Annotated in this window: 22 protein-coding genes; 9 read left to right on the forward strand and 13 right to left on the reverse strand. The window is 49.9% G+C overall.

Going from position 1 to position 24,578, the window contains the following annotated elements; all coding sequences use genetic code 11:
* Positions 1–10: 10 nt before the first annotated feature.
* Together ABD028_RS04330 and ABD028_RS04335 are read right to left on the reverse strand one after the other, a co-directional pair.
* The gene (locus tag ABD028_RS04330; protein WP_425542081.1) at positions 11–1,834 is read right to left on the reverse strand and encodes a serine/threonine protein kinase; all 1,824 of its coding nucleotides are present in this window, start codon (positions 1,832–1,834) and stop codon (positions 11–13) included.
* Positions 1,835–1,843: 9 nt separating this feature from the next.
* A complete protein-coding gene (locus ABD028_RS04335; protein WP_343842202.1) occupies positions 1,844–2,686 on the reverse strand; it encodes a 23S rRNA (adenine(2030)-N(6))-methyltransferase RlmJ in 843 nt (280 codons plus the stop codon).
* A 174-nt stretch (positions 2,687–2,860) separates the two neighbouring features.
* Here ABD028_RS04335 and ABD028_RS04340 point away from each other — a divergent pair, with 174 nt between their 5' ends.
* Positions 2,861–3,298: a hypothetical protein gene (locus tag ABD028_RS04340; protein ID WP_343842205.1), complete on the forward strand. Its 438-nt coding sequence runs from the start codon at positions 2,861–2,863 to the stop codon at positions 3,296–3,298.
* A gap of 101 nt (positions 3,299–3,399) precedes the next feature.
* On the opposite strand, the gene ABD028_RS04345 is transcribed toward ABD028_RS04340, so the two are convergent.
* The 4 genes from ABD028_RS04345 to ABD028_RS04360 all read right to left on the reverse strand — a co-directional run bounded on the left by ABD028_RS04345 (position 3,400) and on the right by ABD028_RS04360 (position 7,767).
* Positions 3,400–3,870 carry a hypothetical protein gene (locus ABD028_RS04345; RefSeq protein ID WP_343842206.1) on the reverse strand — a complete coding sequence of 157 codons (471 nt, stop codon included), beginning with the start codon at positions 3,868–3,870 and terminating at the stop codon, positions 3,400–3,402.
* A gap of 126 nt (positions 3,871–3,996) precedes the next feature.
* Positions 3,997–5,592 carry a dihydrolipoyllysine-residue acetyltransferase gene (locus tag ABD028_RS04350; RefSeq protein ID WP_343842209.1) on the reverse strand — a complete coding sequence of 532 codons (1,596 nt, stop codon included), beginning with the start codon at positions 5,590–5,592 and terminating at the stop codon, positions 3,997–3,999.
* A 10-nt stretch (positions 5,593–5,602) separates the two neighbouring features.
* Complete coding sequence (locus tag ABD028_RS04355; RefSeq protein WP_343842212.1) at positions 5,603–6,580, reverse strand: alpha-ketoacid dehydrogenase subunit beta; 978 nt, start codon at positions 6,578–6,580, stop codon at positions 5,603–5,605.
* Between the two features lie 2 nt (positions 6,581–6,582).
* Complete coding sequence (locus tag ABD028_RS04360) at positions 6,583–7,767, reverse strand: thiamine pyrophosphate-dependent dehydrogenase E1 component subunit alpha (protein WP_343842214.1); 1,185 nt, start codon at positions 7,765–7,767, stop codon at positions 6,583–6,585.
* 368 nt (positions 7,768–8,135) lie between these two features.
* On the opposite strand from ABD028_RS04360, the gene ABD028_RS04365 reads away from it, so the two are divergent.
* A complete protein-coding gene (locus ABD028_RS04365; protein WP_343842217.1) occupies positions 8,136–11,930 on the forward strand; it encodes a S8 family serine peptidase in 3,795 nt (1,264 codons plus the stop codon).
* Positions 11,931–12,027: 97 nt separating this feature from the next.
* Here the strand turns inward: ABD028_RS04365 and purC are convergent, their stop codons facing one another.
* The 3 genes from purC to dapA are packed head-to-tail and all read right to left on the reverse strand — an operon-like array spanning position 12,028 to position 14,754.
* Positions 12,028–12,738 (reverse strand): phosphoribosylaminoimidazolesuccinocarboxamide synthase, encoded by a 711-nt coding sequence (gene purC, locus ABD028_RS04370; RefSeq protein ID WP_343842219.1) that lies wholly within the window; start codon positions 12,736–12,738, stop codon positions 12,028–12,030.
* 18 nt (positions 12,739–12,756) lie between these two features.
* The gene (gene bamC / locus ABD028_RS04375; RefSeq protein ID WP_343842222.1) at positions 12,757–13,863 is read right to left on the reverse strand and encodes an NlpB/DapX family lipoprotein; all 1,107 of its coding nucleotides are present in this window, start codon (positions 13,861–13,863) and stop codon (positions 12,757–12,759) included.
* Between the two features lie 9 nt (positions 13,864–13,872).
* Positions 13,873–14,754, reverse strand: coding sequence for a 4-hydroxy-tetrahydrodipicolinate synthase (gene dapA, locus ABD028_RS04380; RefSeq protein WP_343842224.1), 882 nt, complete (start codon positions 14,752–14,754; stop codon positions 13,873–13,875).
* 154 nt (positions 14,755–14,908) lie between these two features.
* On the opposite strand from dapA, the gene ABD028_RS04385 reads away from it, so the two are divergent.
* A complete protein-coding gene (locus ABD028_RS04385; RefSeq protein ID WP_102796888.1) occupies positions 14,909–15,433 on the forward strand; it encodes a glycine cleavage system transcriptional repressor in 525 nt (174 codons plus the stop codon).
* A 7-nt stretch (positions 15,434–15,440) separates the two neighbouring features.
* Positions 15,441–15,902 (forward strand): thioredoxin-dependent thiol peroxidase, encoded by a 462-nt coding sequence (bcp, locus tag ABD028_RS04390; RefSeq protein WP_343842227.1) that lies wholly within the window; start codon positions 15,441–15,443, stop codon positions 15,900–15,902.
* Positions 15,903–15,984: 82 nt separating this feature from the next.
* Here bcp and ABD028_RS04395 read toward each other — a convergent pair whose 3' ends face one another.
* On the reverse strand, positions 15,985–17,064 hold the full coding sequence (locus ABD028_RS04395; RefSeq protein ID WP_343842229.1) for an AI-2E family transporter: 1,080 nt from the start codon (positions 17,062–17,064) through the stop codon (positions 15,985–15,987).
* Positions 17,065–17,388: 324 nt separating this feature from the next.
* Between ABD028_RS04395 and bepA the strand changes: the two genes are divergently transcribed.
* On the forward strand, positions 17,389–18,837 hold the full coding sequence (gene bepA / locus ABD028_RS04400) for a beta-barrel assembly-enhancing protease (protein ID WP_343842232.1): 1,449 nt from the start codon (positions 17,389–17,391) through the stop codon (positions 18,835–18,837).
* A 40-nt stretch (positions 18,838–18,877) separates the two neighbouring features.
* Here bepA and ABD028_RS04405 read toward each other — a convergent pair whose 3' ends face one another.
* Positions 18,878–19,357, reverse strand: coding sequence for a TlpA family protein disulfide reductase (locus ABD028_RS04405; RefSeq protein WP_343842235.1), 480 nt, complete (start codon positions 19,355–19,357; stop codon positions 18,878–18,880).
* Between the two features lie 66 nt (positions 19,358–19,423).
* Between ABD028_RS04405 and arsC the strand changes: the two genes are divergently transcribed.
* From arsC to ABD028_RS04425, 4 genes are read left to right on the forward strand one after another with little or no spacing between them, the layout of a single operon-like run.
* Entirely contained in the window at positions 19,424–19,777 is a 354-nt protein-coding gene (arsC, locus tag ABD028_RS04410) for an arsenate reductase (glutaredoxin) (protein WP_343842240.1), read from the forward strand.
* A gap of 4 nt (positions 19,778–19,781) precedes the next feature.
* Complete coding sequence (wrbA, locus tag ABD028_RS04415) at positions 19,782–20,378, forward strand: NAD(P)H:quinone oxidoreductase (protein ID WP_343842242.1); 597 nt, start codon at positions 19,782–19,784, stop codon at positions 20,376–20,378.
* 2 nt (positions 20,379–20,380) lie between these two features.
* Complete coding sequence (locus ABD028_RS04420) at positions 20,381–20,776, forward strand: DUF2069 domain-containing protein (RefSeq protein ID WP_343842245.1); 396 nt, start codon at positions 20,381–20,383, stop codon at positions 20,774–20,776.
* A 2-nt stretch (positions 20,777–20,778) separates the two neighbouring features.
* Positions 20,779–22,629: a hypothetical protein gene (locus ABD028_RS04425; RefSeq protein WP_343842250.1), complete on the forward strand. Its 1,851-nt coding sequence runs from the start codon at positions 20,779–20,781 to the stop codon at positions 22,627–22,629.
* 14 nt (positions 22,630–22,643) lie between these two features.
* Here ABD028_RS04425 and hda read toward each other — a convergent pair whose 3' ends face one another.
* Together hda and ABD028_RS04435 are read right to left on the reverse strand one after the other, a co-directional pair.
* On the reverse strand, positions 22,644–23,345 hold the full coding sequence (gene hda / locus ABD028_RS04430) for a DnaA regulatory inactivator Hda (protein ID WP_343842253.1): 702 nt from the start codon (positions 23,343–23,345) through the stop codon (positions 22,644–22,646).
* Entirely contained in the window at positions 23,345–24,448 is a 1,104-nt protein-coding gene (locus ABD028_RS04435; RefSeq protein ID WP_343842256.1) for a DUF2066 domain-containing protein, read from the reverse strand. The genes hda and ABD028_RS04435 overlap by 1 nt, the downstream gene beginning before the upstream one ends.
* Positions 24,449–24,578: the final 130 nt, after the last annotated feature.

Below are 24,578 nucleotides of genomic sequence, written 5' to 3' on the forward strand. Positions count from 1 at the left end.
GCCTGTTACTTCAATTCTTCAGCAAGGGGTTACGAGGGTAAAACTTATCTGGCGCCGCGACAATATGATCAAAAAATCGCGTATCTTTATAGGGTAGCTTCATAAACCCTGAGATACCCAGTCCTTCTATCTCGGGAATATGCACCAATAGCCTGGCCAGCAATTCCTTAAATTCCGCTTCTTTATCATGGTCCAGCAAGGTGTAGTAACTGTGAATCTTCAGATGTGTGGGCAGCGCTTCAAAAATAATACAACCGGTATGATGGATGTCGTTAAGTTTTTCAATAATGGCACGGATACTGGCCGGTAGTTTAAGCAGCTCATCCGGGTCTTCGCCATCCTCAAAATAAGAATGCATACGACTTTGTGCTTCGGTCACTGAAATTTTGCTGGTTTCAAAAGGTATCTGCATGCCCGCGATGGGCTGAAACGGCTCATTTTCGCAGGTACGCTCAAGGTGCAGGGTGTCCCTGGCATTAAACATACAGCTTTTAAATACCCCCACCCGGTGGATAGCCCGCGCCAGGGTAACCACATTATTCACAGATATTTCAAAGGAACGTTTCATCGACGGGTCATACAGATTCAGACTTGAATCAATGTAAATCCCTTCCGGATGCCAGCGCACCGCCAGCCCGCCCACGACGGGATAGCGCCCCAAACGGCTGACTGCGGCAATAAAGGCTTTTTCCGTTTCCCCCATTCCCTGCATATAGTTTTTATAATAACGTTCAAATTGCTCATCGTTGAGGTATCGCAGCTCATCCTCAATCGACTCAGCGCGCAGAAAAGATTTTCTTGAACTGTACACCACCGTATCAATCGCTTTACTGCGCTTATGCGTCCAGCAGGGAATGACCGGCTGATATTCCATGTCGTCGTCTGCACTGAACACCAGATGACGCATATGACGCATATTCTTTAAAAAATAGTCGCCGCCTCGGCGTCTCTCAGTTGCATCATCACTCATCATCGCGGTCAGTGTCTGCGCCAGCTCGCGCGGTAACCCCAGTGAATTGGGTGAAATAACCTTACGGCCAAAGCGACTGGATTGGCCAGACGCCAAGGCATACAGTGTGCTGGCCACCCCTTGTTCATCGAATCTGGGGCTGGACAGGGCGCCGTCCAGTTGTTCATCGCCAATAAAATACACATCCCCCAATCTGGCATTAGTTTGCTGTAAGTCGCTGGACATCAGATCCATCACATTGTTGCCAACAAAGTTGCCTGTTGCATCCAACTGAGCAAAAACCGACGATCCCCAGTCAATCAGCGCCACGTTCTCTGAATCAGCATCAAACACCAGGTTGGACGGCTTGATATCACCATGCACTATAGGTCTGGGCTGCTGCGGATTACCATGATTGCGCAGCGCCAGCAGGATCTCGGCGAGTTGCGCCGCAATACGCGTTATCAGGCGGGGAGATAACGGTCCCTGTTTAAGTGACACCTGTTCCAGATCCAACCCCTTCGCCCTTTCCATAACCAAAATGGCCTGTTTTTTAATGCGCTGGAACTCTTCCAGTTGCGGCACGCTGGGATGTTCCACCTGGCTGAGCATAAAAGCTTCTTCTTCGAGACGATCCTGCACATGTTGGGGTAAGTTAATACGGGAGAATTTAAACACCAGTTGCTGGTGTTGTTCATTCACACCAGCAAACGCAAAGCCAAAGGCACCTTTGCCGATTAGCTCAATATGCCGGTAACCCAACAGCTCAAGTTGTTCTGTGCACAGCGCTATCCAGTCCTTCAGCTTTTGCGCATCCTGATGGGACAGTAAATAAATAGACTGTTCATCCGGGATATAGAAATGTTTAAGCTTCGAGTCCAGCAATGACACGGCTTACTCGCTTCTTGCCAGCCAGGTCAGGCTGTGACTGGCGTCGGGCCAGTCTTTAAGGGCGGTGACCAGTTCTGGCAGTAACGCATTAAGCTGTTGGTCAAACTGCCAGGGCGGATTAATCACCACCATACCGGAACCATACATCCCCACTTCCTGGTCCTGTGGAAGCAGCTTAAGCTGAATATCCACCACGTCTGTCCCGCTGATACTGCTCAGCGCCTTCAACATCCGCTCGCTGCGATCGCGACGTTTAGCCAATAACGGGTACCAAATGGCAAAAACACCGGTTTTCCAACGCTTATGCGCTTGGGTAACCGATGTCACTACATCCTGATAGTCGGACTCTACTTCATAAGACGGGTCGATTAATACCAGTCCCCTCGCCGGCTTAGGCGGGCTCATAGCCACCAATCCTTCAAAACCATTACGATGGTGGATGTGTGCGTTGCTGACACCTTTGAAATTACCACGCAGGTTTTGCACTTCATTATTGTGCCATTCCATCAGTTGCAGGCTGTCCTGACTGCGGGTCAGTGTTCTGGCTAGTTCAGGCGAACCGGGATAACGGTTGAATTTGCGATAGTCGTCCACCAGCTTCAGATAGGTTCGGATATTCGGATCCTGGCAGTCCGCATCCAGCAAGCGGTCAATGCCATCCTTGTATTCGCCGGTTTTTTGCGCCTGAGCACTGGTTAAATCATAGATTCCTGCCCCGCTATGGGTGTCGATATAAACAAAGGCCTTGTCCTTCTCGGCCAGTTTATTTAACAGCAACATCTGACAAAGGTGTTTGAGCACATCGGCATGATTTCCGGCGTGATAGCCGTGGCGGTAACTGAACAACGGAATTTTCCTGAAAAAACATACTGACATAAGTGTAAGGGATTTGAGGGGCAAGCGGCAAAGTAATCTGGCAAGCCACTTGCTTACATAAGGTTCTGCAAGTGAACAGAAATGCGATGAACGCAAACCATGTGCACTTCTTAGTGCCACGCAGACAAAGATAAGGAGATGGGTATGCAGGTTAGTCAGACTGGGTATTCCCACTACATTACCGCAACGCATGCAACTGCTGGAAAACACACACACTATGCCTCAGTGCAGACTAATGCCTCTGCTAGCGATGATAAGGTTAGTCTGAGTCAACAGGGCAAGCAGTTGCAGGAAAACTGGCAATCTCTTGCCGACAACTATGACGTTACCAATATTTCGCAACGTGAAATGCACGCCCTGTCTGACGCGCTGTATCAGGGCGGTTTCATTGGCCGGGGTGAACTTTTGGTACTTGGGGCGCCAAGGTCGATGAACGCTGATGCGAATTCACGGCATAATTTTCTTGGTAAAATGCAACAAAGCCTGAGCCGCTTTAGCAATGGCATGCCAGCCGAGGCGCAAAAACATTATCAAGGCGCCATTGATGTATTGCAGGCGTTAGCAAACAGCAGAAAACCTTAAAACCATGTCAGCACGGTTTTTGCAGCAGAACGGACAGGAAGATGTGCTTGTGTCTCTGACAAGTGCACCTGTCACGGCTAAGTTCGATGCTCACTTTTTACTTAAAAGGCCTTCGTGATACTTATCCCGTAAACCCGGCTATGATGTCCATCGACCCTGTCGATGCTGAACGTCGGTGCCACGCCAAAACCGCCAAAATGAAAGTCGTAAGCCAGATTTAAGCGATACAGGTCTTCACTGTGCCCATGATGACCATGTATTTTTTCCCTGCCGACTCCCGCCCCCACACGCCAGCCCGCATAGGGATGGTAGTAAAGCGCAGCAATAGTTGCAGAGACCCCATCACCATGATGGGCATCGCTGGCCTTCTCATAAACCAGACCCGCTCCCCATTGTTTGCTAAACCGAAATTCATACTCCAGGCCTAAGGATAAGTCTGTTTCTCCGGCTGCATTCAGGACACCAATAAAGATCCCAGGTTGATGTTTTGCCTCAGCAGCCTGCACAGAGCTGCCAAGCTGACAGGCCAAAATGGGTAGGATTAACTGAAAAACTCTGCTCCGCTTAAACATACTGGTTCCCTTAAATTCTCTTTCAAGCCCAACAACATATAGGCGTTAAGTCATTTCCTTGCAAATTCCCCTACTGGCGTTTGTTAACCAATTAAAAAGAAAACCCGCCTGCAGGCGGGCTTAACGCTATTTCATCTCAGACAACATACTCAGCGGGTTTTCCAGGTAGGACTTCCACAAATTAGAGAAGCGCACCATTGTTGCACCATCAATAATCCGGTGATCGCCGGACCAACTGATATGCATAATATTTACGGCTTTGACATTGTCCTGTTCATCAAAGCGTGGCAAACGCTGAATTTTACCCAGTGCCACAATGGCAGACTCGGGTTTATTAATGACCGGCGTTGCGGTGGTGCCACCAATCACGCCAACATTAGAGATGCTGATAGTGCCACCCTTAAGGTCGCTGCTACCCAACTTACCTTCGCGAGCCAGCTCAACCAGACGGTTTGCTTCTTTTGCCACCTCAAACAGCGACAGGTTCTGCACGCCTTTAATATTCGGTACCAGCAGGCCAATTTTCGAGTCCACTGCCATACCGATATTGTGGTCATCAAAATAGGTCAGCTCCGTGCATTCGTCATTGACTTGACTGTTTATAATAGGGAACTGCTTAAGGGCCAGCGACATCGCCTTGATGATAAAAGGCATAAAGCTCAGTTTGACGCCCTGTTTTTCGAACTCAGGCTTTAATGCGGATCTGGCAGCCATCAGGGCATCCATCTCAATCTCGTCACTCACAGAGAAGTGCGGAATACTGAATACCGATGCACTCATCTGTTTGGCCATCGCCGCCTTGATACCGCGGATAGGCTCAGTACGGGTGCCGCCGCCAACAGACTGGGCGGCCTTTTTACCTGTCATATCAGACTGGCTGACTGCCTGAGAAGCAGTTTGCCCCATTGACAACACATCCTGCTTCATCACCCTGCCCTTTTTGCCGCTGCCCTGAACCTGATTGAGATTAATCTCCATTTCACGGGCTAGCCGCCTTACCGCCGGGCTGGCCAGCGCCTTGGCCGGATTCACCCATTGTGGCTCGAATTCGCCGCCACTAAATTTGCCACTGGTATTCGCGGCTACGGTGGTTTGTGCCACCTTAGGTTGCATCACCTGCGCCTTGGCGGGCGCAGAACCTGATACTGCCGGTGCACTGGCTTCGCCTCCTGCCAGCTGAATGGCAAAAAGTGGCGTATGTACCTTAGCAATATCACCTTTTTGGTAATACAGCTTCACCACTTTGCCGCTGAACTTAGAGGGGATCTGTACTAACGCCTTGTCTGTCATCACATCCGCAACCGGCTGGTCTTCACTGATATCATCACCTTCCGATACCAGCCATTCCACCAGTTCACATTCCACAATGCCTTCACCAATATCCGGCAGAATAAAGTCTTCAACTGCGCCGCCAGTGGCGATTTCAAGTTGCTGGCTTGTGGCCGCTGGTTGTTGCGCTTCAGCTTGCGCAGTTTGTGACGCTTCGCCATCCACTTCCATCGCAAAGAGCGGCGAATGTACCTTGGCGATTTCGCCTTTTTGATAATACAGCTTTTTCACCACGCCACTGTGCATAGCAGGGATCTGCACCAGGGCTTTGTCTGTCATCACATCGGCCACTGCCTGGTCTTCTTCAATACGATCCCCTTCTGCCACCAGCCATTCCACCAATTCACATTCAACAATGCCCTCACCAATATCGGGCAGAATAAAATCTTTCATACGCTACCCCTTAGTAGTTCACTGTGCGTTTAATGGCTTCGTACACCTTAAGGTGATCCGGCATATATTCTTTTTCATGGGCCAGAGGATAAGGCGTATCCAGACCGCATACCCTGGCAATAGGGGATTCCAGATTAAGGAAACAACGCTCCTGAATTGTCGCCGCCACCTCACTGGCAAACCCGCCGGTCAGCGGTGCTTCATGGGAAATTAATAGTCGCCCGGTTTTAACCACTGACTGGCACACCGCATCCACATCCCAAGGCAAAATACTGCGAAGATCGATAATTTCACAACTGATGCCGTCCTTTTCTGCCATATCTGCCGCTTTTTCCATCACTTCAATCTGGGCCCCCCAGGCCAGCAAACTGATGTCATTGCCTTCGCGAACCAGGTCAGCCTTACCAAGCGGCAGTTCGTAATCTTCTTCAGGAACTTCGCCTACCGACGCTCTGTATAAACGCTTAGGCTCCATAAATAACACCGGATTATCGTCCCGAATGGATGCCAACAGCAGGCCTTTCGCCTGGTAGGGGTTACGTGGCATAACGATTTTAAGCCCTGGAGTATGAGCAAAATAGGCTTCAGGTGATTGGGAATGATAATGACCGCCAGCAATGCCACCGCCATAAGGGGTACGAATTGTCAGCGTGCCGCAGCTGAATTGCCCACCGGAACGATAACGCCACTTGGCGGTTTCATTGACGATCTGGTCAAAGGCCGGGAAGATGTAATCTCCGAACTGAATTTCCGCCACCGGTACCGACCCTTGCGAAGCCAGGCCATTGGCAAAACCAATGATTCCCTGTTCGGTCAATGGCGTATTGAAACAGCGGGCCTTGCCGAATTTTTCCTGCAAATTGCTGGTCGCGCGAAAAACGCCGCCGAAATGGCCGACATCTTCACCGAAAACCATGACTTTTTCGTTTTCGGTCATAGCCAGGATCAGGGCATTATTGATAGCTTGCAATAAATTCATCTTAGCCATGCTTATAGCCTCCCTGACGTCTTCGGATAGGCATCCGGGTATTTACTGATATGTTGTTTTAGCGCTTCAAGCTGCTCTTGCAAATGCCAGGGGGGCGTATCGTAAACATCCTCAATAATTTCATCGATGCGGCAAATGGGCACTTTTTCCACCCGCTTTAATTCTTCCAGCACTTCCTGACGCATTTTTTCCACATCTTTGTTGTCTTGTTCCTCATCCAGCCAACCTTTAGCTTTCAACCAATTGCCAAGACGCACAATCGGATCCTTAGCCTGCCAGCGGGCCTCTTCATCCTTGGACCGATAGCCGGTAGGATCATCCGAGGTGGAATGAGCGGCCAGGCGATAAGACATGGCTTCAATCAATATCGGGCAGTTCTCTGCCAGGGCGATTTCCCGCGCTTGCTTGGTGGCAGCATAAACAGCAAAGGCATCGTTACCATCTACACGTATGGTTTTAATACCGTAGCCCAGCCCTCGGGAGGCGATACCGTCACCAGCGAACTGTTCTTCTGCCGGGGTAGAAATGGCATAGCCATTATTGCGACAGAAAAAGATAGCCGGACAATGCAGCACCGCCGCCATATTCAAACCTGCGTGGAAGTCCCCTTCTGATGCCGCACCTTCACCAAAGTAACAGATAGTCACGGCCGGCTCACCGGCCATTTTCTGACCATAGGCATAACCTGATGCCTGTGGGATTTGAGTGCCCAGCGGCGAAGAAATGGTCATAAAGTTCAGCTCTTTGGCCCCATAATGAATCGGCATCTGGCGGCCTTTGTTTGGCTCTTTTTCATTGCTGAACATTTGGTTCATAAAGGCTTCTGTGCTATAGCCACGATAGGCCAATGCGCCCTGCTCGCGATACTGGGACATAATCATGTCTTGCGGCTCTAAGGCCGCCGCACTGGCCACACTGGCTGCTTCCTCACCTGTACTGGCCAGGTAAAAGCTGATACGGCCTTGACGCTGCGCGGCCACCATACGCTCGTCTAAAACGCGGGTAAAACGCATAGTCCGGTAAATTTTAACTACCGCGTCTTTATCCAGTTCAGGAAGTTCTGCGTCTTTGTGAGGAGTACCATCAGGCTGCAAAATCTGCAGCATGGGGATGTCTACCAAGCCCTTATCAATAATACGGACCTGATGGGTGAAACCGACATCAGAAAGATGATTTCTGTCTTTCATAATCTGCCTTAGGGTTCTGTCGTTAGCCGGGGTAAGTACCCGGTTTTATTATAAAGTTGGCAATATACTAGTAGAGGATCAGCAGCAAGGCGTTGCTTTTTCACTAAGCGCTAAACGAAAGACCGGAACAAACATCCCAAACCTACCAGATAGAGGAGGATAAACTATCTAATTTTTACAAAGCATCTACACATATGGTACATGCTGAATACAAAACTTGCTCTATCACCACAAATACTATTGAACGATTTTCAACCATTCCACGTATCAACTCGCATAATATTAAAATTGCAGTTGCATGATTTAACGCTTACGCCGATAGTCAGGCTTTTATGTCATGTCACATCAATGGAAGATTGGAGCGTCATATGCCTTTTAAAATGACCCAAATAGCCACACTGCTTACCGCCCTGCTGGCCAGTACGTCACTCATGGCTGCACAAACCCCAAAGCATAACACCGCTCATAAAAAAGGCCTGAATCGCTATATAGTACAATTACAAGATGCGCCGGTTGCCTTGTATCAGGGGGGACTGTCCGGTTTTCCAGCCACTTCCGCCAAGGCACTCAAGCGGCAGGATATGGGCAATGAGGCAGTAAAGAAATACCAGGGCTATTTGAAGCAGCGCCAGGCACAGATTCAGCAAAAAGCAGCCTCTTTAGGTGTCGACGAACCACATGCAGAGTTCCAGCATGCTATCAACGCCCTGGTGCTGACATTAAATACCAAACAGCTTGCCGCCTTGGTCAAAGAGCCCGGTGTTAAGTCAATTGAACAGGTCACACTGGACCCTCTGCACACCGACTCAGGCCCCAGATGGATAGGTGCCGAAACACTCTGGAATGGGCCGTTGGGAGAATCCCCCTATCAAGGTGAAGGCATAGTCATAGGTATTTTGGATACCGGGATTAACACTGATCATCCATCCTTTGCCGATATAGGCGCAGACGGTTACAACCATATCAATCCATATGGCAGTGGTGTTTATAAAGGCGACTGTCGCACCAAGCCAGGCCTTTGTAATGACAAACTAGTTGGCGTCTATAGTTACCCGGCTATTACCGGACAATATGACGACTATGCCCCCGGTACACCGCGCGATGGCGAAGACCATAACGGGCACGGTTCTCATGTGGCAGCAACGGCTGCGGGCAATGTATTGAACAACACCCCACTTCTGGATGTAGAAGGTGATCCAACTCCGGGCTTTGTTTTCCCCCACATGTCAGGGGTGGCCCCGCATGCCAATATCATCAGTTATCAGGTGTGCTACCCGGGTGAGGATGATGCAGTAGGCTTTTCCGGTTGCCCCACAGACCTGGTCATCCGTGCCATTGACCAGGCTATTCAGGACCAGGTGGATGTGATTAATCACAGCATCGGTGCCGGCAGTGAATCGCCCTGGACAGGCGCTAAGGGGGTGGCATTTTTAAGCGCAAGGGAGGCTGGCATTATGGTTGCCAATTCTGCTGGTAATGATGGTCCGGATGCGGGCACCTTGTCCTCCAATGCGGCTGCGCCCTGGGTAATGACGGTGGCCGCTTACAGCCATGATCGCAGTTACAGCAGTAAAACAATTGGTAGCTTCAGCGGCGGTGTGAATCCACCTCAGACCATCACCGGCGAGTCAAAAACCGGCGCCATTACAGCGGATATCGTTTACGCCGGAGATTTTGCCAACCCCAATGACCCAGGAGGAGACAGCGGCCAGTGTATGCAACCTTTTCCGGCCGGTACCTTCAATGGTCAGATTGTGGTGTGTGACCGTGGCGAGATTGCCAGAGTAGACAAAGGTCGACATGTTAAAGCCGGCGGCGCCGGTGGTTTTGTGCTGGCCAATATATCCGGCGGTGACAGTAATCTGGTGGCTGACAACCATGTATTGCCCGCCATTCAAATCAGTGCCCAGGATGGAAATGCCCTTAAGAGCTGGCTTGCCAGCGGCAGCGACCACCGCGCCACGATCAGCGCCAGTCAGGTCCAGTCCAATCCTGAGCTGGCCAATATTGCGGCGGGTTTCAGTTCCCGCGGCCCTAACTTTGATTTACTGGATGTTATTTCCCCAAGTATCGCCGCACCAGGTGTGGAGATTTGGGCAGCCTACGCCGATGACCAGCCAGAGGGCTTTAAGAAAGTGTCTGACCCGGCCGACTTTGCCTTTTTGGACGGTACATCCATGGCATCTCCCCATGTCGCTGGTGCGGCAGCGCTGCTAAAACAGGCCAGACCAAACTGGACAATAGCAGAGATACAATCAGCCCTGATGCTCACTGCCAATCAACAAACTTTTAAGGAAGATGGCAGTACTGCATCCGACTACTTTGACATGGGATCAGGAATGGTGGACGTGGGTAAGGCGGTGCAAAGTGGCCTGGTGATGAACATCAGTATGGCACAGTATCGCGCCGCCAACCCCGCCACGGGTGGCGACCCCAGTGCACTGAATATGCCTTCTATTGCGCAAAGTCAGTGTTTTGGGACTTGCAGTTGGACCCGCACCTTCAAGGCCACTCAAAGCGGCAACTGGCAACTTAGTGCTCAAAATGACTCAGGGCTGGATTTCAATATCAGCCCCAGTAGCTTTAATCTGTCTGTCGGCCAGCAACAAACTGTCACCATCAGTCTGGATACCAATAATGCAACGCCGGATCAATGGCATTTTGCCAATATACGCCTTAGCGGTGCCTCACAAACATTGAATATGCCTGTGGCCGTTATTCCAACTGGCGGCAAACTGCCACAACAAGTTGTTATTGAGGCCAAGCGTAACGCAGACAGTTACCAGATTAAAGGTTTGCAGACCCTATCTACCAACAACCTTGAACTTGAGGTGTTTGGCTTAGGTGCGTCGATAAACGAAACAGGTGAACTGGCCGAAGACAGTAATGGCGACGATGTATTTGACGATCTGAACGATGGCGTCGCTACCCATTTATTCACTGTACCAGCCGGCAGCAAACGACTTATTGCCGAGATAACCGAGACCACTTCCACCGATCTGGATATCTGGCTGGGCCGTGACAGTAATGGTGATGGCATAGCCCAGGAAAATGAGTTATTGGCCAGTAGCGCCGAATCCACTGCGTTTGAGAAAATAGACCTGTTGGCACCGCAAGCTGGCAGCTACTGGCTGCTGGTTCAAAACTGGCAGGCAGGCAACAGTGGTTCAGACAGCTACACCCTGGCCAGAACCTTAGTAAACAGTCGCAGCCAAAACATGGCTGCACAAGGCCCAAGTCAGGTCAGCCACCACCAACCATTTGATGTGTTGATGCATTGGGATCAGGCCCTGAGTTTTGGAGACGTACGCTATGCCGTGCTTGAACTGACAGACAATCAAAGCCGTTTCGGTCAGATTAAAGTAGATTTAGTCCGGGTTGAAAATGATGTCAGGCTAAGTAGTGACAAAACCGGTCGGATAGCGGCCGGCGAGCAAGCTCGCTTTTTCGTTAATGTCGATGCAAACAACAGCCATCAGAACAGGCAATATGAATTGGTTGTCACCCTGCCGCAGGGATTATCACTGGTGGCAGATAGTGCCAGCCCAGGTGCGATTGTCGATGGACAACAAATTAAGTGGAGCCTGTTACAACGTGCCAACAACAGCAGCAACGCACAATTTACCCTCAGTGCTGTGGCAGATGAGAGTTTAACAGCCGGGCCTGTGCAGGTGACGCTTTCGTCCAGTATTACCAATAATCCGTTTACCGGGGAAGAAGTATCGCAGTTGCAAACTGACTTACAGGTAGAAGGCGCACCAGAGGTCCTTATAAATGGTAGCAAGCAAGCCACCTTATCAGGCACCGAGGGCAGTCGATTAACCTTGCCCGGCGAAGTCAGTGATCCAAATAACGACAACTTGCAATTGGTGTGGCAACAAACCGCAGGCCCCACCGTCAGTCTCAGTGATACAAAAAGCGCCAGACCCAGCGTTACTCTGCCCTCAGTCACCGCAGATACTGAGTTGTCATTCCGACTAACCGCCACCGACCCCGCCGACCTCAGCGATAGTGCCACGGTAACCGTAACCGTTTTGAATCAAACGACCAGTACGCCGGTGAATAATGGTGGCGGCGGTGGCGGTGGCGGTGGCGGCAGCTTGTCCTGGTGGTGGCTGTTATTGTTGGCATTGGGAGTCCGTAGGCGTGCCCCCCTGCGCTGACAAGTAAGGCTACGTCGCCAACGGATATTCAATAGATTGATTAAAAACATTCCATAAAAAAACCTGCCAGCTGGCAGGTTTTTCTTTGTTGCATTGCTTAAAGCTGCATACCCAAACGCTGGGCAACTTCTTCATAGGCTTCCACAACCCCGCCCAATCCCTGACGGAAGCGGTCTTTATCCAGTTTTTTACGGGTTTCTTTATCCCACAAACGGCAGCCATCCGGGGTAATTTCGTCCCCCAGTACCACGTCGCCATTGAACAAACCAAATTCCAATTTGTAATCCACCAACAGCAGACCTGCTTCATCGAACAAGGCTTTGAGCACATCGTTTACTTTGAAGGTCAGCTCTTTCATGCGCGCTACGGTGGCATCGTCAGCCCAACCAAAGGTGCGGATATGGGATTCATTAACCATGGGATCATGCAATGAATCATTTTTCAGGAAGAATTCAAAAGTAGGCGGATTTAACTCCTTACCTTCTTCAATCCCCAGACGGCGGCACAGCGAGCCGGCGGCCAGGTTACGTACTACGCATTCCACTGGCACCATATCCAGTTTCTTAACCAGAGACTCGGTATCAGACAGCAACGCTTCAACCTGAGTAGGCACACCAGCCGCTTCCAGCTTAGACATAATAAAATGGTTGAACTTGTTATTGATCATGCCTTTGCGATCAAGTTGTTCAATCTTCTCACCATCGAATGCCGAAGTGTCGTTACGAAAATGCAGAACCAAACGATCTGCATCGTCAGTGGCATATACTGTTTTGGCTTTACCGCGATATAGTTCAGCGCGCTTTTCCATCGTTTTAAATCTCTTAAGTTAAATATCCAGATTACTGGCAGACATGGTTTGTGAGAAAGAGGCATAGATATTTGTAAGCAAATCGGCGCTTAGTGCTTTGCTTTGATCATCCATCAGGGTAATGGAGGTTTTACCACCCATTTGCGCCACCTTGAAACGATAGTCCTCACGATCCAGAGGCAACCCATCGTCACTGCTCCACAGCCTGTCCCACCAACCTTCTTCAGGCCCCTGGTAAGACACAAATAACAAGCCATTGGACTTGTCCAAATCCTTAACGTCAAAGCCGAGTTTACGCAGCACCAGTTGCAGACGGGTCCATGTCATATCATAGTCGCCATCCACCACAAAGGCCGGCTCACCATCGGCATTAAAGCCAAGCTCCATTTCCATGCCCTGACGGATCTGACGAATACGTCTGACATCGGCCACTTTCAATTGCGTTTCGTAGTGATTGATAACCCGGTTCAGCACATCCACTTCATTACGACGCTTCGCCTCAGCATCTAAATCCGCTGCAGAGCGAACATTGTCACCAATTGTCTCCATGTAGTCTTTCAAAGCGACATTCAGCGCAGCCGTACGGCCATGGGGTTTTACATCCAATGTAAATTCAAATCGACGACCCACGCTACGCTCAGTGCTGGTCCAGTCAAACCAACCGGTGTCCATTTCCTCGCTCATCAACATCCAGTCAGTATCAAGGCGTCCCTCTTCTTTATTGAAATAGTCGACGGCGATTCCCTGTTCTTCAAGGAAGCTTATCAGACTGTTCCAAATAGAGGTGTCCAGTGCTTCAGAGTCATCTATCTGATCAAAATAGACAGTGGCATTGCGCTGCCCTTCCTCAACGTGCGACCCGGTTACCAGTGGTAGCACCAATGACGGGGATAATACGTCCAGCTTATTGCCAACCAGGTTACGTGGCGCCTGCTCACCCAATTTTGGGATCTCATAATCTCTGCCGCGATTGGGTTGGTTCAACCCTTCGGGAATCTTAAGATCCACTCTCTGCTGTTCCTGCAGATAGTCAAAATTACCATTGGCGACACGCCTTTCCTGGGACGAGGTACAACCGCCCAAACTTGCTGCAAGAACAATCGTCAGCAGAGAATATCGAATCATCGGCACTCCTTAGGATAACAGGCCAGCATTGTGCATGACTTGTTCGATAGCTTTTTGATGGATGAGTTCCGCTTCCACCATAGGTAATCTCAAGGCCGGGCTTGGAATCAACCCCATGCGGTACAGGGCCCATTTAGGAATAACAGGATTGGGCTCTATAAACAGCCCTTCATGCAGTGCAGCGAGCCCCGCATCAATCTCTCTTGCCAACTCGGCTTTGCCGCTTGTGGCAGCAGCACAAAGTCTGGCCATCGCCTCAGGGACAAGGTTGGCGGTAACAGAAATCACGCCATGGCCACCCGCCAGCATAAATTCACAGCCGGTGGCATCATCGCCGCTAAGCAATACGAAATCAGTTGGCAGTAAAGCCTGCATTTCACGCAACCGATTCAGGTCGCCGGTCGCATCTTTAAGACCGACAATACGTGGATGCTTAGCCAATACAGCTACAGTCTCCGCTTGCATATCGGTAACGGTGCGTCCTGGCACATTATACAGCAGCAACGGCAGTTCACAGGCGTCTGCGACCTTTTCAAAGTGGGCAATAAGTCCGCGCTGTTGCGGTTTATTATAATAAGGGACAACGCTTAATAGCCCATCGGCACCCACTTCGGCAGAAGCCTGACTTAACTCGATGGCTTCGTCTGTGGAGTTGGCTCCGCTACCTGAAATAACCGGAATGCGACCCGCAGCGTACTCCACTATTTTCTTAACCACATGAATATGTTCATCTATTGGCAGTGTGGCTGATTCTCCCGTGGTGCCCACAGCAACGATGCCGGCAGTGCCAGCTTTGATATGGAATTCGACCAGTTGCTGTAAGGAGGGATAATGGATTTCGCCCGTCTCGGTCATCGGCGTGACCAGCGCTACAATACTGCCTGTGAACATTCTTGCTCCCCGGAAAATTAAGCGCCTAATGGTAAAGAGGTAGCCAGGCAAACACAAGCGCCATTTCATACCATTCAAGCCCTGTCAGATTGGATATTTAATCCTTAGGGGTTTGTGGTAGACTTCCGGGCCTTTAAACCCTGTAACGACTCATATGAAACAGCAACTTATCGTGACCATTCTGGGAACGGACAAGATAGGCATACTGAGTACTCTGGCTGCCACTGTGGGCGCCTGCAACTGTAACATTCTGGACAGCCGCCAGGCGGTTTATGGTCAAGACTTTTCCCTTACCATGATCCTCGAAGGTGTACAGAGCGCGATAATAAAGGCGGAGCTGCAAATTCCCCAGGTTTGTCAGCAGCATGATCTACTGTCCATGATGAAACGTACTAAGCAGCACAATCGGCAGGATCTGGCGTATCTGGCCGATGTAGAGGTGTCTGGTGTGGACTTTCTTGGCGTGATTCGCGAAATCACCGCATTCTTTGCCAACTTTGATATTACCGTTACCGCCTTTCGTCAGCATACCTATACAGATGCAGAAAGTGGTGTGGAAATGGTGCAATGTAAGATGGTGGTAAGCATGCCCAATGAAACCAAACTGGATGACGTGCAAGCAGCGTTTAACACTAAACTGGATGAGTTAAATCTGCAGGGAACCATCAAAAAACACTGAGGAGCTTATGAACAGGATGACCGAAGGCCAGAGCGCGCCCCTATTCACTTTACCTGATCAAAACAACGAATTGGTCAATCTGGCTGATTTTAGTGGCCGTAAAGTGCTGGTGTATTTCTACCCTAAAGCCATGACCCCAGGTTGCACCGTTCAGGCACAATGTCTGCGGGACAGCAAAGCTGAGTTGGATAAACACAATGTTGTGGTACTAGGCATCAGCCCGGATCCGGTTAAACGTTTACCTAAATTTATTGAAAAAGAAGGGCTGAATTTCACCTTGTTGTCTGATGAAGATCATGCGGTTGCAGACGCCTTTGGGGTATGGGGCCCGAAAAAGTTTATGGGCCGAGAGTTTGATGGTATTCACAGAATCAGCTTTCTGATTGATGAACAAGGCAAAATTGAGAAAGTTTTCGATAAGTTTAAAACCAAAGACCACCATCAGGTGGTAATGGATTATCTTGCCTGAACTGAAACCTAACAAAGGCCGCTGAAGCGGCCTTTGCTATCTGTGCTGTTTATCGCTTGAATATAGACTTATTAAATCTGAGCTAAGTGACCTGCCTTTCAGATTGTCGCGGTAAACTGTTTTCCGACCAGGCGTTAAACACGGCTTTGACTAAGGTAGCTAAGGGGATGGCGAAGAACACACCCCAGAATCCCCATAACCCACCAAAAAACAGGACAGCGATAATAATATAAACCGGGTGCAGGCTGACTGCTTCAGAGAACAGCAACGGCACCAACAGGTTGCCATCCAACGCCTGAATAATTCCGTATGCGATCATCAGATACCAAAAATCGGCGGTTAATCCCCATTGGAACAAGGCTACAATGGCCACCGGAAAAGTGACCACCGCTGCGCCAATATAGGGAATCAGCACTGAAAAACCGACCAACACACCAAGCAGCAGGGAGTAACGCAAGTCCATCAGGGCAAAAGTGATGGCCGACACTGTGCCCACAATCAGAATTTCGATGACTTTGCCACGAATATAGTTGACGATCTGCGTATTCATCTCCCGCCCCACTTGCTTAAGCAAACGTCTGTCTTTGGGCATAATACCGGCAAGATTGCCCAGTAGCTCACCCCGATCTTTAAGGATAAAAAACACCATCAAAGGCACCAGAATAAAGTAGATCATCAGTGCCACCAGACTGACAATAGAGCTTAAAGAAGCAGAAAGAATATCCTTGCCCAGGCTCACCACCCTCTCATTCACCCCTACCAGGGCCATATCTATATCCTGCTTGGACAACAAGCCAGGGTAGGCATCGGGCAGTGTCAGCAACCATGTCTGGGTTTTAGACCAGAACAATGGCATTTCCGTTAATAAATTTACCCCCTGTTGCCAAATTACTGGCACCAGAGCCACCATGAACAGCACGCTCAGGCTGATGAACAATGTCAGTACCAAACTTACCGCCCAGGTTCTGCCCATGCCTAGTTTATCCAGCTTGTTTACCGGCCACTCAAGCAAATAGGCAACCACCACGGCAACCAGTACCGGGGCCAGCATAGCCCCCCAAAAAATCAGTACAGCAAAGGCCAGCACAACCATCACCAACAACGTGGCGCTGGCCGGGTCAGAAAATTTTCTTTTATACCAGAGGTTTAACTGCTCTAACATGCAAAATCCTTGCAGGGAAATGACGCTGGAAATGAGATTGGTGTATACCCAACTGATTATCCTCTGCATAGGGTGAAAGGATCAATGGGCTAACCTGGTATTTATCTGTTAATCAGCGTTTGATGCTAACCTGTTATCACGTTGGCGGCCATACGACCATGGACCAATCTTTATCCCTTGTTTATGTAACATCAACCGATATCCATGGTCAGATACTTAAGAATACGGTTATAGTTAGGTATTGGGCAATGACGCCCGAGGTGGGGAACTAAAGTAAGGTATCCCTAATCGAATCCATCCCGGTTCCTGAGAGTATTGGAAACTATGCGAAGAAGTATCGTTCTGTGTCTGAGTCTGTTACCTGTTTTGTTGTCTGCCCAGGTCCGACTCAACAACGACAAGAATGAGTTGCCCGAAATAGGTGTGGTAGCCTCCAACGCCATCAGTATCGACAAAGAGCTGTTGGTGGGTGAGGCATTGATGCGTCAGCTACGTGGCCGTGCGCCCATCATCAATGATCCTTTACTAGAAGAATACGTGCAAGATCTGGGTAACCGTCTGGTGGCCCAGGCAGACAATGCAAAATTCCCGTTTAAGTTTTTCCCTATTGGTAACAATGACATTAACGCCTTTGCCTTTTATGGCGGGCACATTGGTATTCATACCGGGCTGATTGTCGAAGCAGACAGTGAAAGTGAACTCGCCTCTGTAATGGCCCACGAGATTGCACACGTGACACAACGTCATTTGGCCCGCAGCATCGAAGCCAGACAGAAAACCTCGCCTTTGCAGTTAGTGTCGATGCTGGGAGGCGTGCTTTTAGCGATGGCCGATCCCGAAGCGGGGATTGCCGCCATTAGCGCCAGCCAGGCTGCAGGGGCGCAAGCCTCGATTAACTACACCCGTAGTAACGAAAAAGAAGCAGACAGGGTGGGCATCGAGGTGCTTTCCCGCGCCGGTTATGATGCCGGGGCCGCCGCCGCTTTTTTCGGCAAGCTGGCCGCCAAATACCGTCATCAATCCAAGCCTCCGGCATTTTTACTTACTCACCCATTACCCGAAAGCCGTATTGCAGATGCCAGAGCCAGACAAGCTGCCTACCCTGATATCAATTTGCCACCCAGCCTGCACTTTCATCTGATTAAAGCCAGGATCCAGGCAAGATATACCGGCATCCGCACTTATGACGCCAGTTACTTTCGGGCCATGCTGGATAACACCAACCACCCTGTACTGAAAAAAGCAGCTCGCTACGGTTTGGCCCTGACCTTGCTGGACAACGATGAAGCAGACAAAGCAGAGCCGATTATTTCAGACCTGCTCAAAGATGACCCCGAAAATCTGTTTTATTTGGACACTTATACCGACATTGCCCTGGCACAAAAGCGCCCACAAGACGCTGTCACGCTGCTGTCAGAGCATAGCCGCAAACAACCCAGAAACCGCGTACTGGCTTTGAATCTGGCCAATGCCATGATCAAAAGCGGACAGAACAAAGAAGCGGTAAGAATCATCAAAGATTATCTACTGGTTAACCCTGAACATCTGCTTTCCTATCAGCTCCTCAGTGAGGCCTATGGTGAAAACCGTCAGATGCTGGAGATGCATCAGGCCAAAGCCGAGGTCTACGCATTAATTGCGGCCTACCCCAGGGCCATTGACGAGTTGCAAACTGCGTACAACTTTACCGCGGACTCAACGCTGGAGAAGCAGCGCATCCGAGCCAGAATTGAGCAGATGCGCGATGCCGACACCCGGCTGCGCAATTTGTAATCACATATCAACCGGCTTACCCCCAGTTGCACAGTGGATATTAGCTGCGGGATTGCAAAGCCTGGATTAACGCCAATAGGGTATCTGCATGTTGCTCCCCCATTAACTGCTTTATCAGTTTGCCGTCAGGCCCGATAATATAAGTAGCAGGCAAACTTTGTGGGCGCTGAAGTGGCAGTGAGGGAGGCGGCTCTGTTTGTATCAGAGGGAAAGCAATGGCGTATTTGTCCTTAAGGCTGGCAAGCTCACTATGCTCTAATTGATCAAAACTTACCCCAAACAACTGGATTTGCTGGTTGTTGACCAACTCATTGAAGCGGTTCAGCTCAGGCAGTTCTCTTAAGCAAGGTGCGCACCATTCGGCAAAATAGTTGATTACAACATATTGTCCACGAAGCTCCCGCCATTGATGTGCCTCACCATCCAGAGTGTAAAAATCCGGCTTTAACCAGATATAGCTGGAGAAGCCTGTCAGCATGGCAAGCACTGCCAGGACCAGGATCAGGGCTTTTTGCGGCAAACGGCTGTCCTCCTCGAAGTTGTCTGGGTAGAATGTCCGATATTCATTGCTAATCCGTCAAGCCAGATGTCAAAAATTACACTATTACATAATCCAAGATGCTCTAAAAGCCGCCAGGCACTGCAACTAATCCAGGAAAACAATCTGCAGGTCGACGTCGTTGAATACCTGAAGGCTCCTCTGTCCCCAGCACAACTTGCCGAATTACAAAAAAAACTTGGGCTGCAGGATGTCAGGGACATGATGCGCAGCAAAGAAGATATATATAAGGAATTGGGTTTAAACGATTCAGCCATGACCAATGAGCAATTGCACGCCGCTATCGCTGAGCATCCAATATTACTGGAGCGCCCTATCGCCATTTTGGGTAATCAGGCGCGTATTGGTCGTCCACCTGAACTCGTACTGGAATTAATATAAGCCAATGGTCGACGATCATTACGCGTTAGTGCTTTATTATAGTGTTGGCGGCAGTACCAGAAATCTGGCGTATAAAATTGCCCAGGGCATAGAACAGATGGGACTGGAGGCACGGCTTCGCACGGTGGCCCCGGTTAGTAACGGTCTGGAAAAAAGAGACAGCGTACCCAGCAGCGGCGACCCCTATGTCAGTCTTGAGGATTTACGCCAATGCAGCGCTTTGGCGCTAGGTAGCCCCACCCGGTTTGGTAATATGGCCAGCGCCATGAAGTATTTTTGGGACAGCACATCCAGCTTATGGCTGAGTGCTGAGCTGGCTGGTAAACCTGCCTGTGTATTTACCTCCAGTGGCAGCCTGCATGGCGGACAGGAGTCCACCTTACTGACAATGATGTTACCACTGCTGCATCACGGTATGTTTATAATGGGCACGCCCTACTCCGTGTCAGAATTAAACAGCACCCAAAGTGGCGGAACACCTTACGGACCCAGTCATTATGCAGGTTTAAATAACAGCATTGATTTAACGCCCCAAGAACAGGCTATTTGCGTAGCCCAGGGTAATCGTCTGGCTGCACTGGCACTGAAATTGAGAGATTAAGATTGAACCCGAAAACCCGCTTTTTCCGTATTCTTGCCCTGAGTTCCTACTTAAGTTTATTGCTATTTTGCATATTGTGGCATTTTGTTCTTACCACTGAAGGACAATATTCCCTGCTATTTTTGTTTTTAATGTGGGTACTTCCCTTGCTTTTGCCACTGCGTGGTATTTTGCAAGGCAAACCTTATACTCATGCCTGGGCTAACTTTATTTTGATGTTTTATCTTCTGCATGGCCTGACGGGCATATATGCTTTGCAGCAGGAGTATTGGTATGCCGCCATCGAAGTCTTATTGGCATCACTGGCTTTTATTGGCTGTAGTTTCTTTGCCAGATTACGAGGGCGGGAGCTTGGCCTTGGCTTGAAAAAGCTAAAGGAAAACAACAGTAAGGAATGAGGATGAAATACTGGCTGTGTTTGTCTTGCATAGGGATATTGACGGCTTGCGGTGGTGGCAGTAATAACTCGGCACCGCCTGCTCCGCCGCCAGTTGATAATAACAGCGCCAGTATTAATGGACCACAAAGCGCCCGCGCGGGTGAGTCGGTGGCCCTTCTGTTGTTAGCCGAGGGGATGCCGGGCCGAGTTAGTTGGCAGCAAACGGCCGGTCCGGATGTGTCCCTTGTCTCAGGTCAGAGTCAGGTGCTGGCTTTTGACGTGCCGGAAGCGGGCGATTATGCATTCACGGTCAGTTTTGATACCAATCAGGGCCGCCGCTCTCTTGACTGGCAATTCAGTGCCGCCCCCTCTGATGAGCCTACAACCAATGTAAGATTGGATCATCTGGCCGCAGAAGGCGCCAATGTATCTCTGCATGCTGACGCCAGTCAGGAGGTAAAATCGGTTACCTGGCAGCTGTTGTCCGGTCCCAATGTAACAACAGAGCTGAGTACGAATGGTCAGTACCTGTTCTATTCTGCGCCACAAGTTAACCAGGATACACTGATGCACTGGCAGGCTACCGTCACATTAGTCGATGGTAGCACTGATACGGATGATGCCTGGGTAATGGTTAAAAACGTTAACGCCAATTCCCAGGGGTTCTTCCCAAACTACAGAAATACCGTCAGTAGCGAAGCCCATGCCTACCTGCCTGATTCGCCCTACGCAGACCATTTGGTGGATTGTACTTATAACAACCAGATTGCCAGTTCATGCCAATTTTCACGCCTGCCCATGCTGGGCACAGAACATCAGGATCCAGCCATTCAGCAGGTACTTGAACGTCTTGTGGTCACCCATGACTGGATGGGGGATAACTTTAAGCGCTACCTGGAAGAGTCGGATCCTGAAGTCACAGCAGATATGCTTAAACTGCTGCGCGCCACCACCGCCGTGGTCATAGGTTATGATATCCGCCCCTCCTTCTATTGGACGGCAACGGGGGCAATTTATCTGGATGCAGCCAATTTATGGCTTAGCCCAGAACAACGCGACAGCCTCAACGATCAGCCTGATTATCGCAGTGATTTTGGCAATGATCTGCGCTTCTATATGCCGTGGCGCTACGTTAAGGACAATCAGTATTATCTGAGCAGTTATGCCAAATCACCACGCCAGCATCGGCGCTTTGCCGATATGCAGGCCAGCCTCACCTGGTTGCTTTACCATGAATTGGCCCATGCCAATGATTTTTTCCCTTATCATAGCTGGAGTGCCCTGGCAGCGGGTGATAGTCCTCTTGCCTATAGCAATGAACACGGCCCCTCCTCCGCAACCTTCAGCCAACGCTATCCACTGCTGTCGGCACAAATGAAAGGATTGGCACAAGTCAGTTTTGCTGGGCAGACAGCCAATGCCACCCAAAGGGCTTATTTACCAGACGATGTGGTCAGTTTCTTCGCCCCGGATCGGGCGGTTGCCTACTACAGCTACTCCACAGAACGAGAAGATTTCGCCAATGCATTTGAGATGTTTATGATGTCTTATCGCTTGGGTGTACAAGCAGATACCGGGGTGGTAGGTACAAGGGATAATCCACAGGATCTGGTTAGCTGGGGTCAGCGTAATCGTCAGAATCTTCCCGCCATTCAGCCCAGAGTCGATTTTGCCGTACAAAACATTCTGCCACAGCTGAATATCGCCCAGGCACGACAAAATATGCCAGCGGCAAGACTGCTGCCAGAGGGCGTAGCCTGGAGAGAGACGGTTGATCTGGATGGCAGCGCCGAGAACATATCTGCGCTAGATGGGCATATCAAGAAAACTGTCAGGACACCAGCCGACCGCCCCGTCCCTTATCAACATTAGGTGATCTGGGAGCGTTACAGTCCCAGTACTTTTTTTACAAAAGGGATGGTCAGTCTGTGTTTTTCCTGCAGGCTGGTGGCATCTAACTTGTCCAATACTGCTAACAATGCCGGCATATCACGATGACAATGCGTTAACAGAAATCGTGCCACCTCTTTGGGCATCGTCATGCCACGACGATGCGCCCGGCTGCGCAGTGCCTCCATTCGTGATTCATCATCAAGCGGGCGCAAATGAAAACTCAGTCCCCAACTTAAACGAGAACGCAAATCAGCCAGTGCCAGAGGCAAGTGGGTGGGCCCTTGCAGGCCACTTACCAGAATGCGCCCCTCGCCCCGCTCCCGTACCCTATTGATCAGGTCAAATACCGCCGCTTGCCAGGCGGATTGTGCGTTGAGCAGGTGAATATCATCCAGACAAATCAGCGCCACATTTTCCAAATCCGCCAGTAAATCCGGGTGCAGCTCAGCCAGATTTTTAAAACCAATGTAGGCACAAGACAGGTTGTTACTTGCGGCAATACTGCAAACACTGTAATGCAGGTGGCTTTTACCTGTACCTGAGTCACCGCTGATATAAGTGATAAAAGGAGTGGGCTGCGGTTGCTCTAACCATTGTTGCAGGTGACTCACCACCTGTTGATTATCACCGGCAATAAAACTATCCAAGGTTTCATCATCGGGTAACTGCAATGGCAGAAACAGCTGCTTGTTCATCAGGGAACCCAGTTATACTGCAGAGTATCAACGGGTTGACCGAATTGGTCGGTTTGCCGCTGGAAGTGCCGTTCCAGACTAATGGCGTTAAGTAAATCCTGTTCACTGCCAAGTAACCGCACGGCAAATGTGCTGATAGCATCTTGCTGCTTAACCAGATTAACCTGCGATACCACAGATAAACTGGATAACAATTTGCTGACCTCAACGTACAAGCTCAGATCGTTAATGTTGTTAAACTGCAGATGGACGACATTGCCTTGCACGGCTCCCTCGTTGTTAATGGCATAACGCAAAGCAAGCTTATCTGCATGCAAGTCCATTAACGCGGTCAACAGCTGCTCCGTGTTATCAGCGGTTAAGCTCCCTGCATCCCTGTCCTGACCAAGCGCAAAATTCCAATCCAGTTGCCAGGTCATTGTCTGTCCGCTATTCGCTGCAGAGTCCACTTGCGCATTCTCGGCCTCAGGATTGCCCCTGTTGACATACAAACGGGCCAACAAAACAGCTTCAACCTGATATCTGCTGCTGGCATCTACCACAGAGTCTATAAATCGCCCCCAGACATCGTACACACCAATCTTTGATAGATCGTCAAGGTCAAGAATAGGTAAGTGAACCGCAATGCCACGCATCTGCACTGTATCAAGTATTTGCTTACGATGGTCAGAGCTGGATTGTTCAGACAACAAACTGCGCTCCCCATTCTGAGGATTTTCCACCGCCAGCCACAGCAAACTGGAGGGGCGGCGACTTCCCCATACCGGAAATCCTGCAGAACGCACGAGTTCATCTATACGTTCGTTATCAAAGGTTGCCACGAAGTAACTTTGCCCTTCACGGTTATCAAAACGATATTGACGGATAAAACTCTGCGCATCATCCACTTTGTTGCGGATGATTTGACTGTCAAGAATATCGCGATTGCCGCGCACTTTAACCAGCACCTGCCGCATCGCATCACGACTGGCCTGTTGCTGAGCTTTGGGGGATTGTTGAGCTATTGGCACCCTGGCATCATACAGATTTGGCACCATGGCCGCCTGGAGCGTCAACGCCACCCAGTACAAACAACCAATGCAAAGCAACCAAACCTTCTTCATGCCTTGATGTCTCCATTCCATAAAGGCGCTATTGTCATTGAAAAAGCAACAAATTTCATCTTTTCTTTGCCATAGCTGTGCTGGCTGTTCATACCACAAAGCCGATACCCAAAGCGTTGCTAAACTGCTA

This window comes from Bowmanella denitrificans (assembly GCF_039522935.1).
Lineage (GTDB): Bacteria > Pseudomonadota > Gammaproteobacteria > Enterobacterales > Alteromonadaceae > Bowmanella > Bowmanella denitrificans.

Coding starts and splice junctions, on each gene's coding strand:
- ABD028_RS04360 (WP_343842214.1), bottom strand. CDS start 7,767: ATGAAAGACAGAAATCATCTTTCTGATGTCGGTTTCACCCATCAGGTC.
- ABD028_RS04425 (WP_343842250.1), top strand. CDS start 20,779: ATGAAATACTGGCTGTGTTTGTCTTGCATAGGGATATTGACGGCTTGC.
- purC (WP_343842219.1), bottom strand. CDS start 12,738: ATGGAAAAGCGCGCTGAACTATATCGCGGTAAAGCCAAAACAGTATAT.
- bcp (WP_343842227.1), top strand. CDS start 15,441: ATGAACAGGATGACCGAAGGCCAGAGCGCGCCCCTATTCACTTTACCT.
- ABD028_RS04340 (WP_343842205.1), top strand. CDS start 2,861: ATGCAGGTTAGTCAGACTGGGTATTCCCACTACATTACCGCAACGCAT.
- wrbA (WP_343842242.1), top strand. CDS start 19,782: ATGGTCGACGATCATTACGCGTTAGTGCTTTATTATAGTGTTGGCGGC.
- ABD028_RS04350 (WP_343842209.1), bottom strand. CDS start 5,592: ATGAAAGATTTTATTCTGCCCGATATTGGTGAGGGCATTGTTGAATGT.
- ABD028_RS04355 (WP_343842212.1), bottom strand. CDS start 6,580: ATGGCTAAGATGAATTTATTGCAAGCTATCAATAATGCCCTGATCCTG.
- bepA (WP_343842232.1), top strand. CDS start 17,389: ATGCGAAGAAGTATCGTTCTGTGTCTGAGTCTGTTACCTGTTTTGTTG.
- arsC (WP_343842240.1), top strand. CDS start 19,424: ATGTCAAAAATTACACTATTACATAATCCAAGATGCTCTAAAAGCCGC.
- ABD028_RS04395 (WP_343842229.1), bottom strand. CDS start 17,064: ATGTTAGAGCAGTTAAACCTCTGGTATAAAAGAAAATTTTCTGACCCG.
- ABD028_RS04345 (WP_343842206.1), bottom strand. CDS start 3,870: ATGTTTAAGCGGAGCAGAGTTTTTCAGTTAATCCTACCCATTTTGGCC.
- hda (WP_343842253.1), bottom strand. CDS start 23,345: ATGAACAAGCAGCTGTTTCTGCCATTGCAGTTACCCGATGATGAAACC.
- ABD028_RS04365 (WP_343842217.1), top strand. CDS start 8,136: ATGCCTTTTAAAATGACCCAAATAGCCACACTGCTTACCGCCCTGCTG.
- ABD028_RS04435 (WP_343842256.1), bottom strand. CDS start 24,448: ATGAAGAAGGTTTGGTTGCTTTGCATTGGTTGTTTGTACTGGGTGGCG.
- ABD028_RS04385 (WP_102796888.1), top strand. CDS start 14,909: ATGAAACAGCAACTTATCGTGACCATTCTGGGAACGGACAAGATAGGC.
- dapA (WP_343842224.1), bottom strand. CDS start 14,754: ATGTTCACAGGCAGTATTGTAGCGCTGGTCACGCCGATGACCGAGACG.
- bamC (WP_343842222.1), bottom strand. CDS start 13,863: ATGATTCGATATTCTCTGCTGACGATTGTTCTTGCAGCAAGTTTGGGC.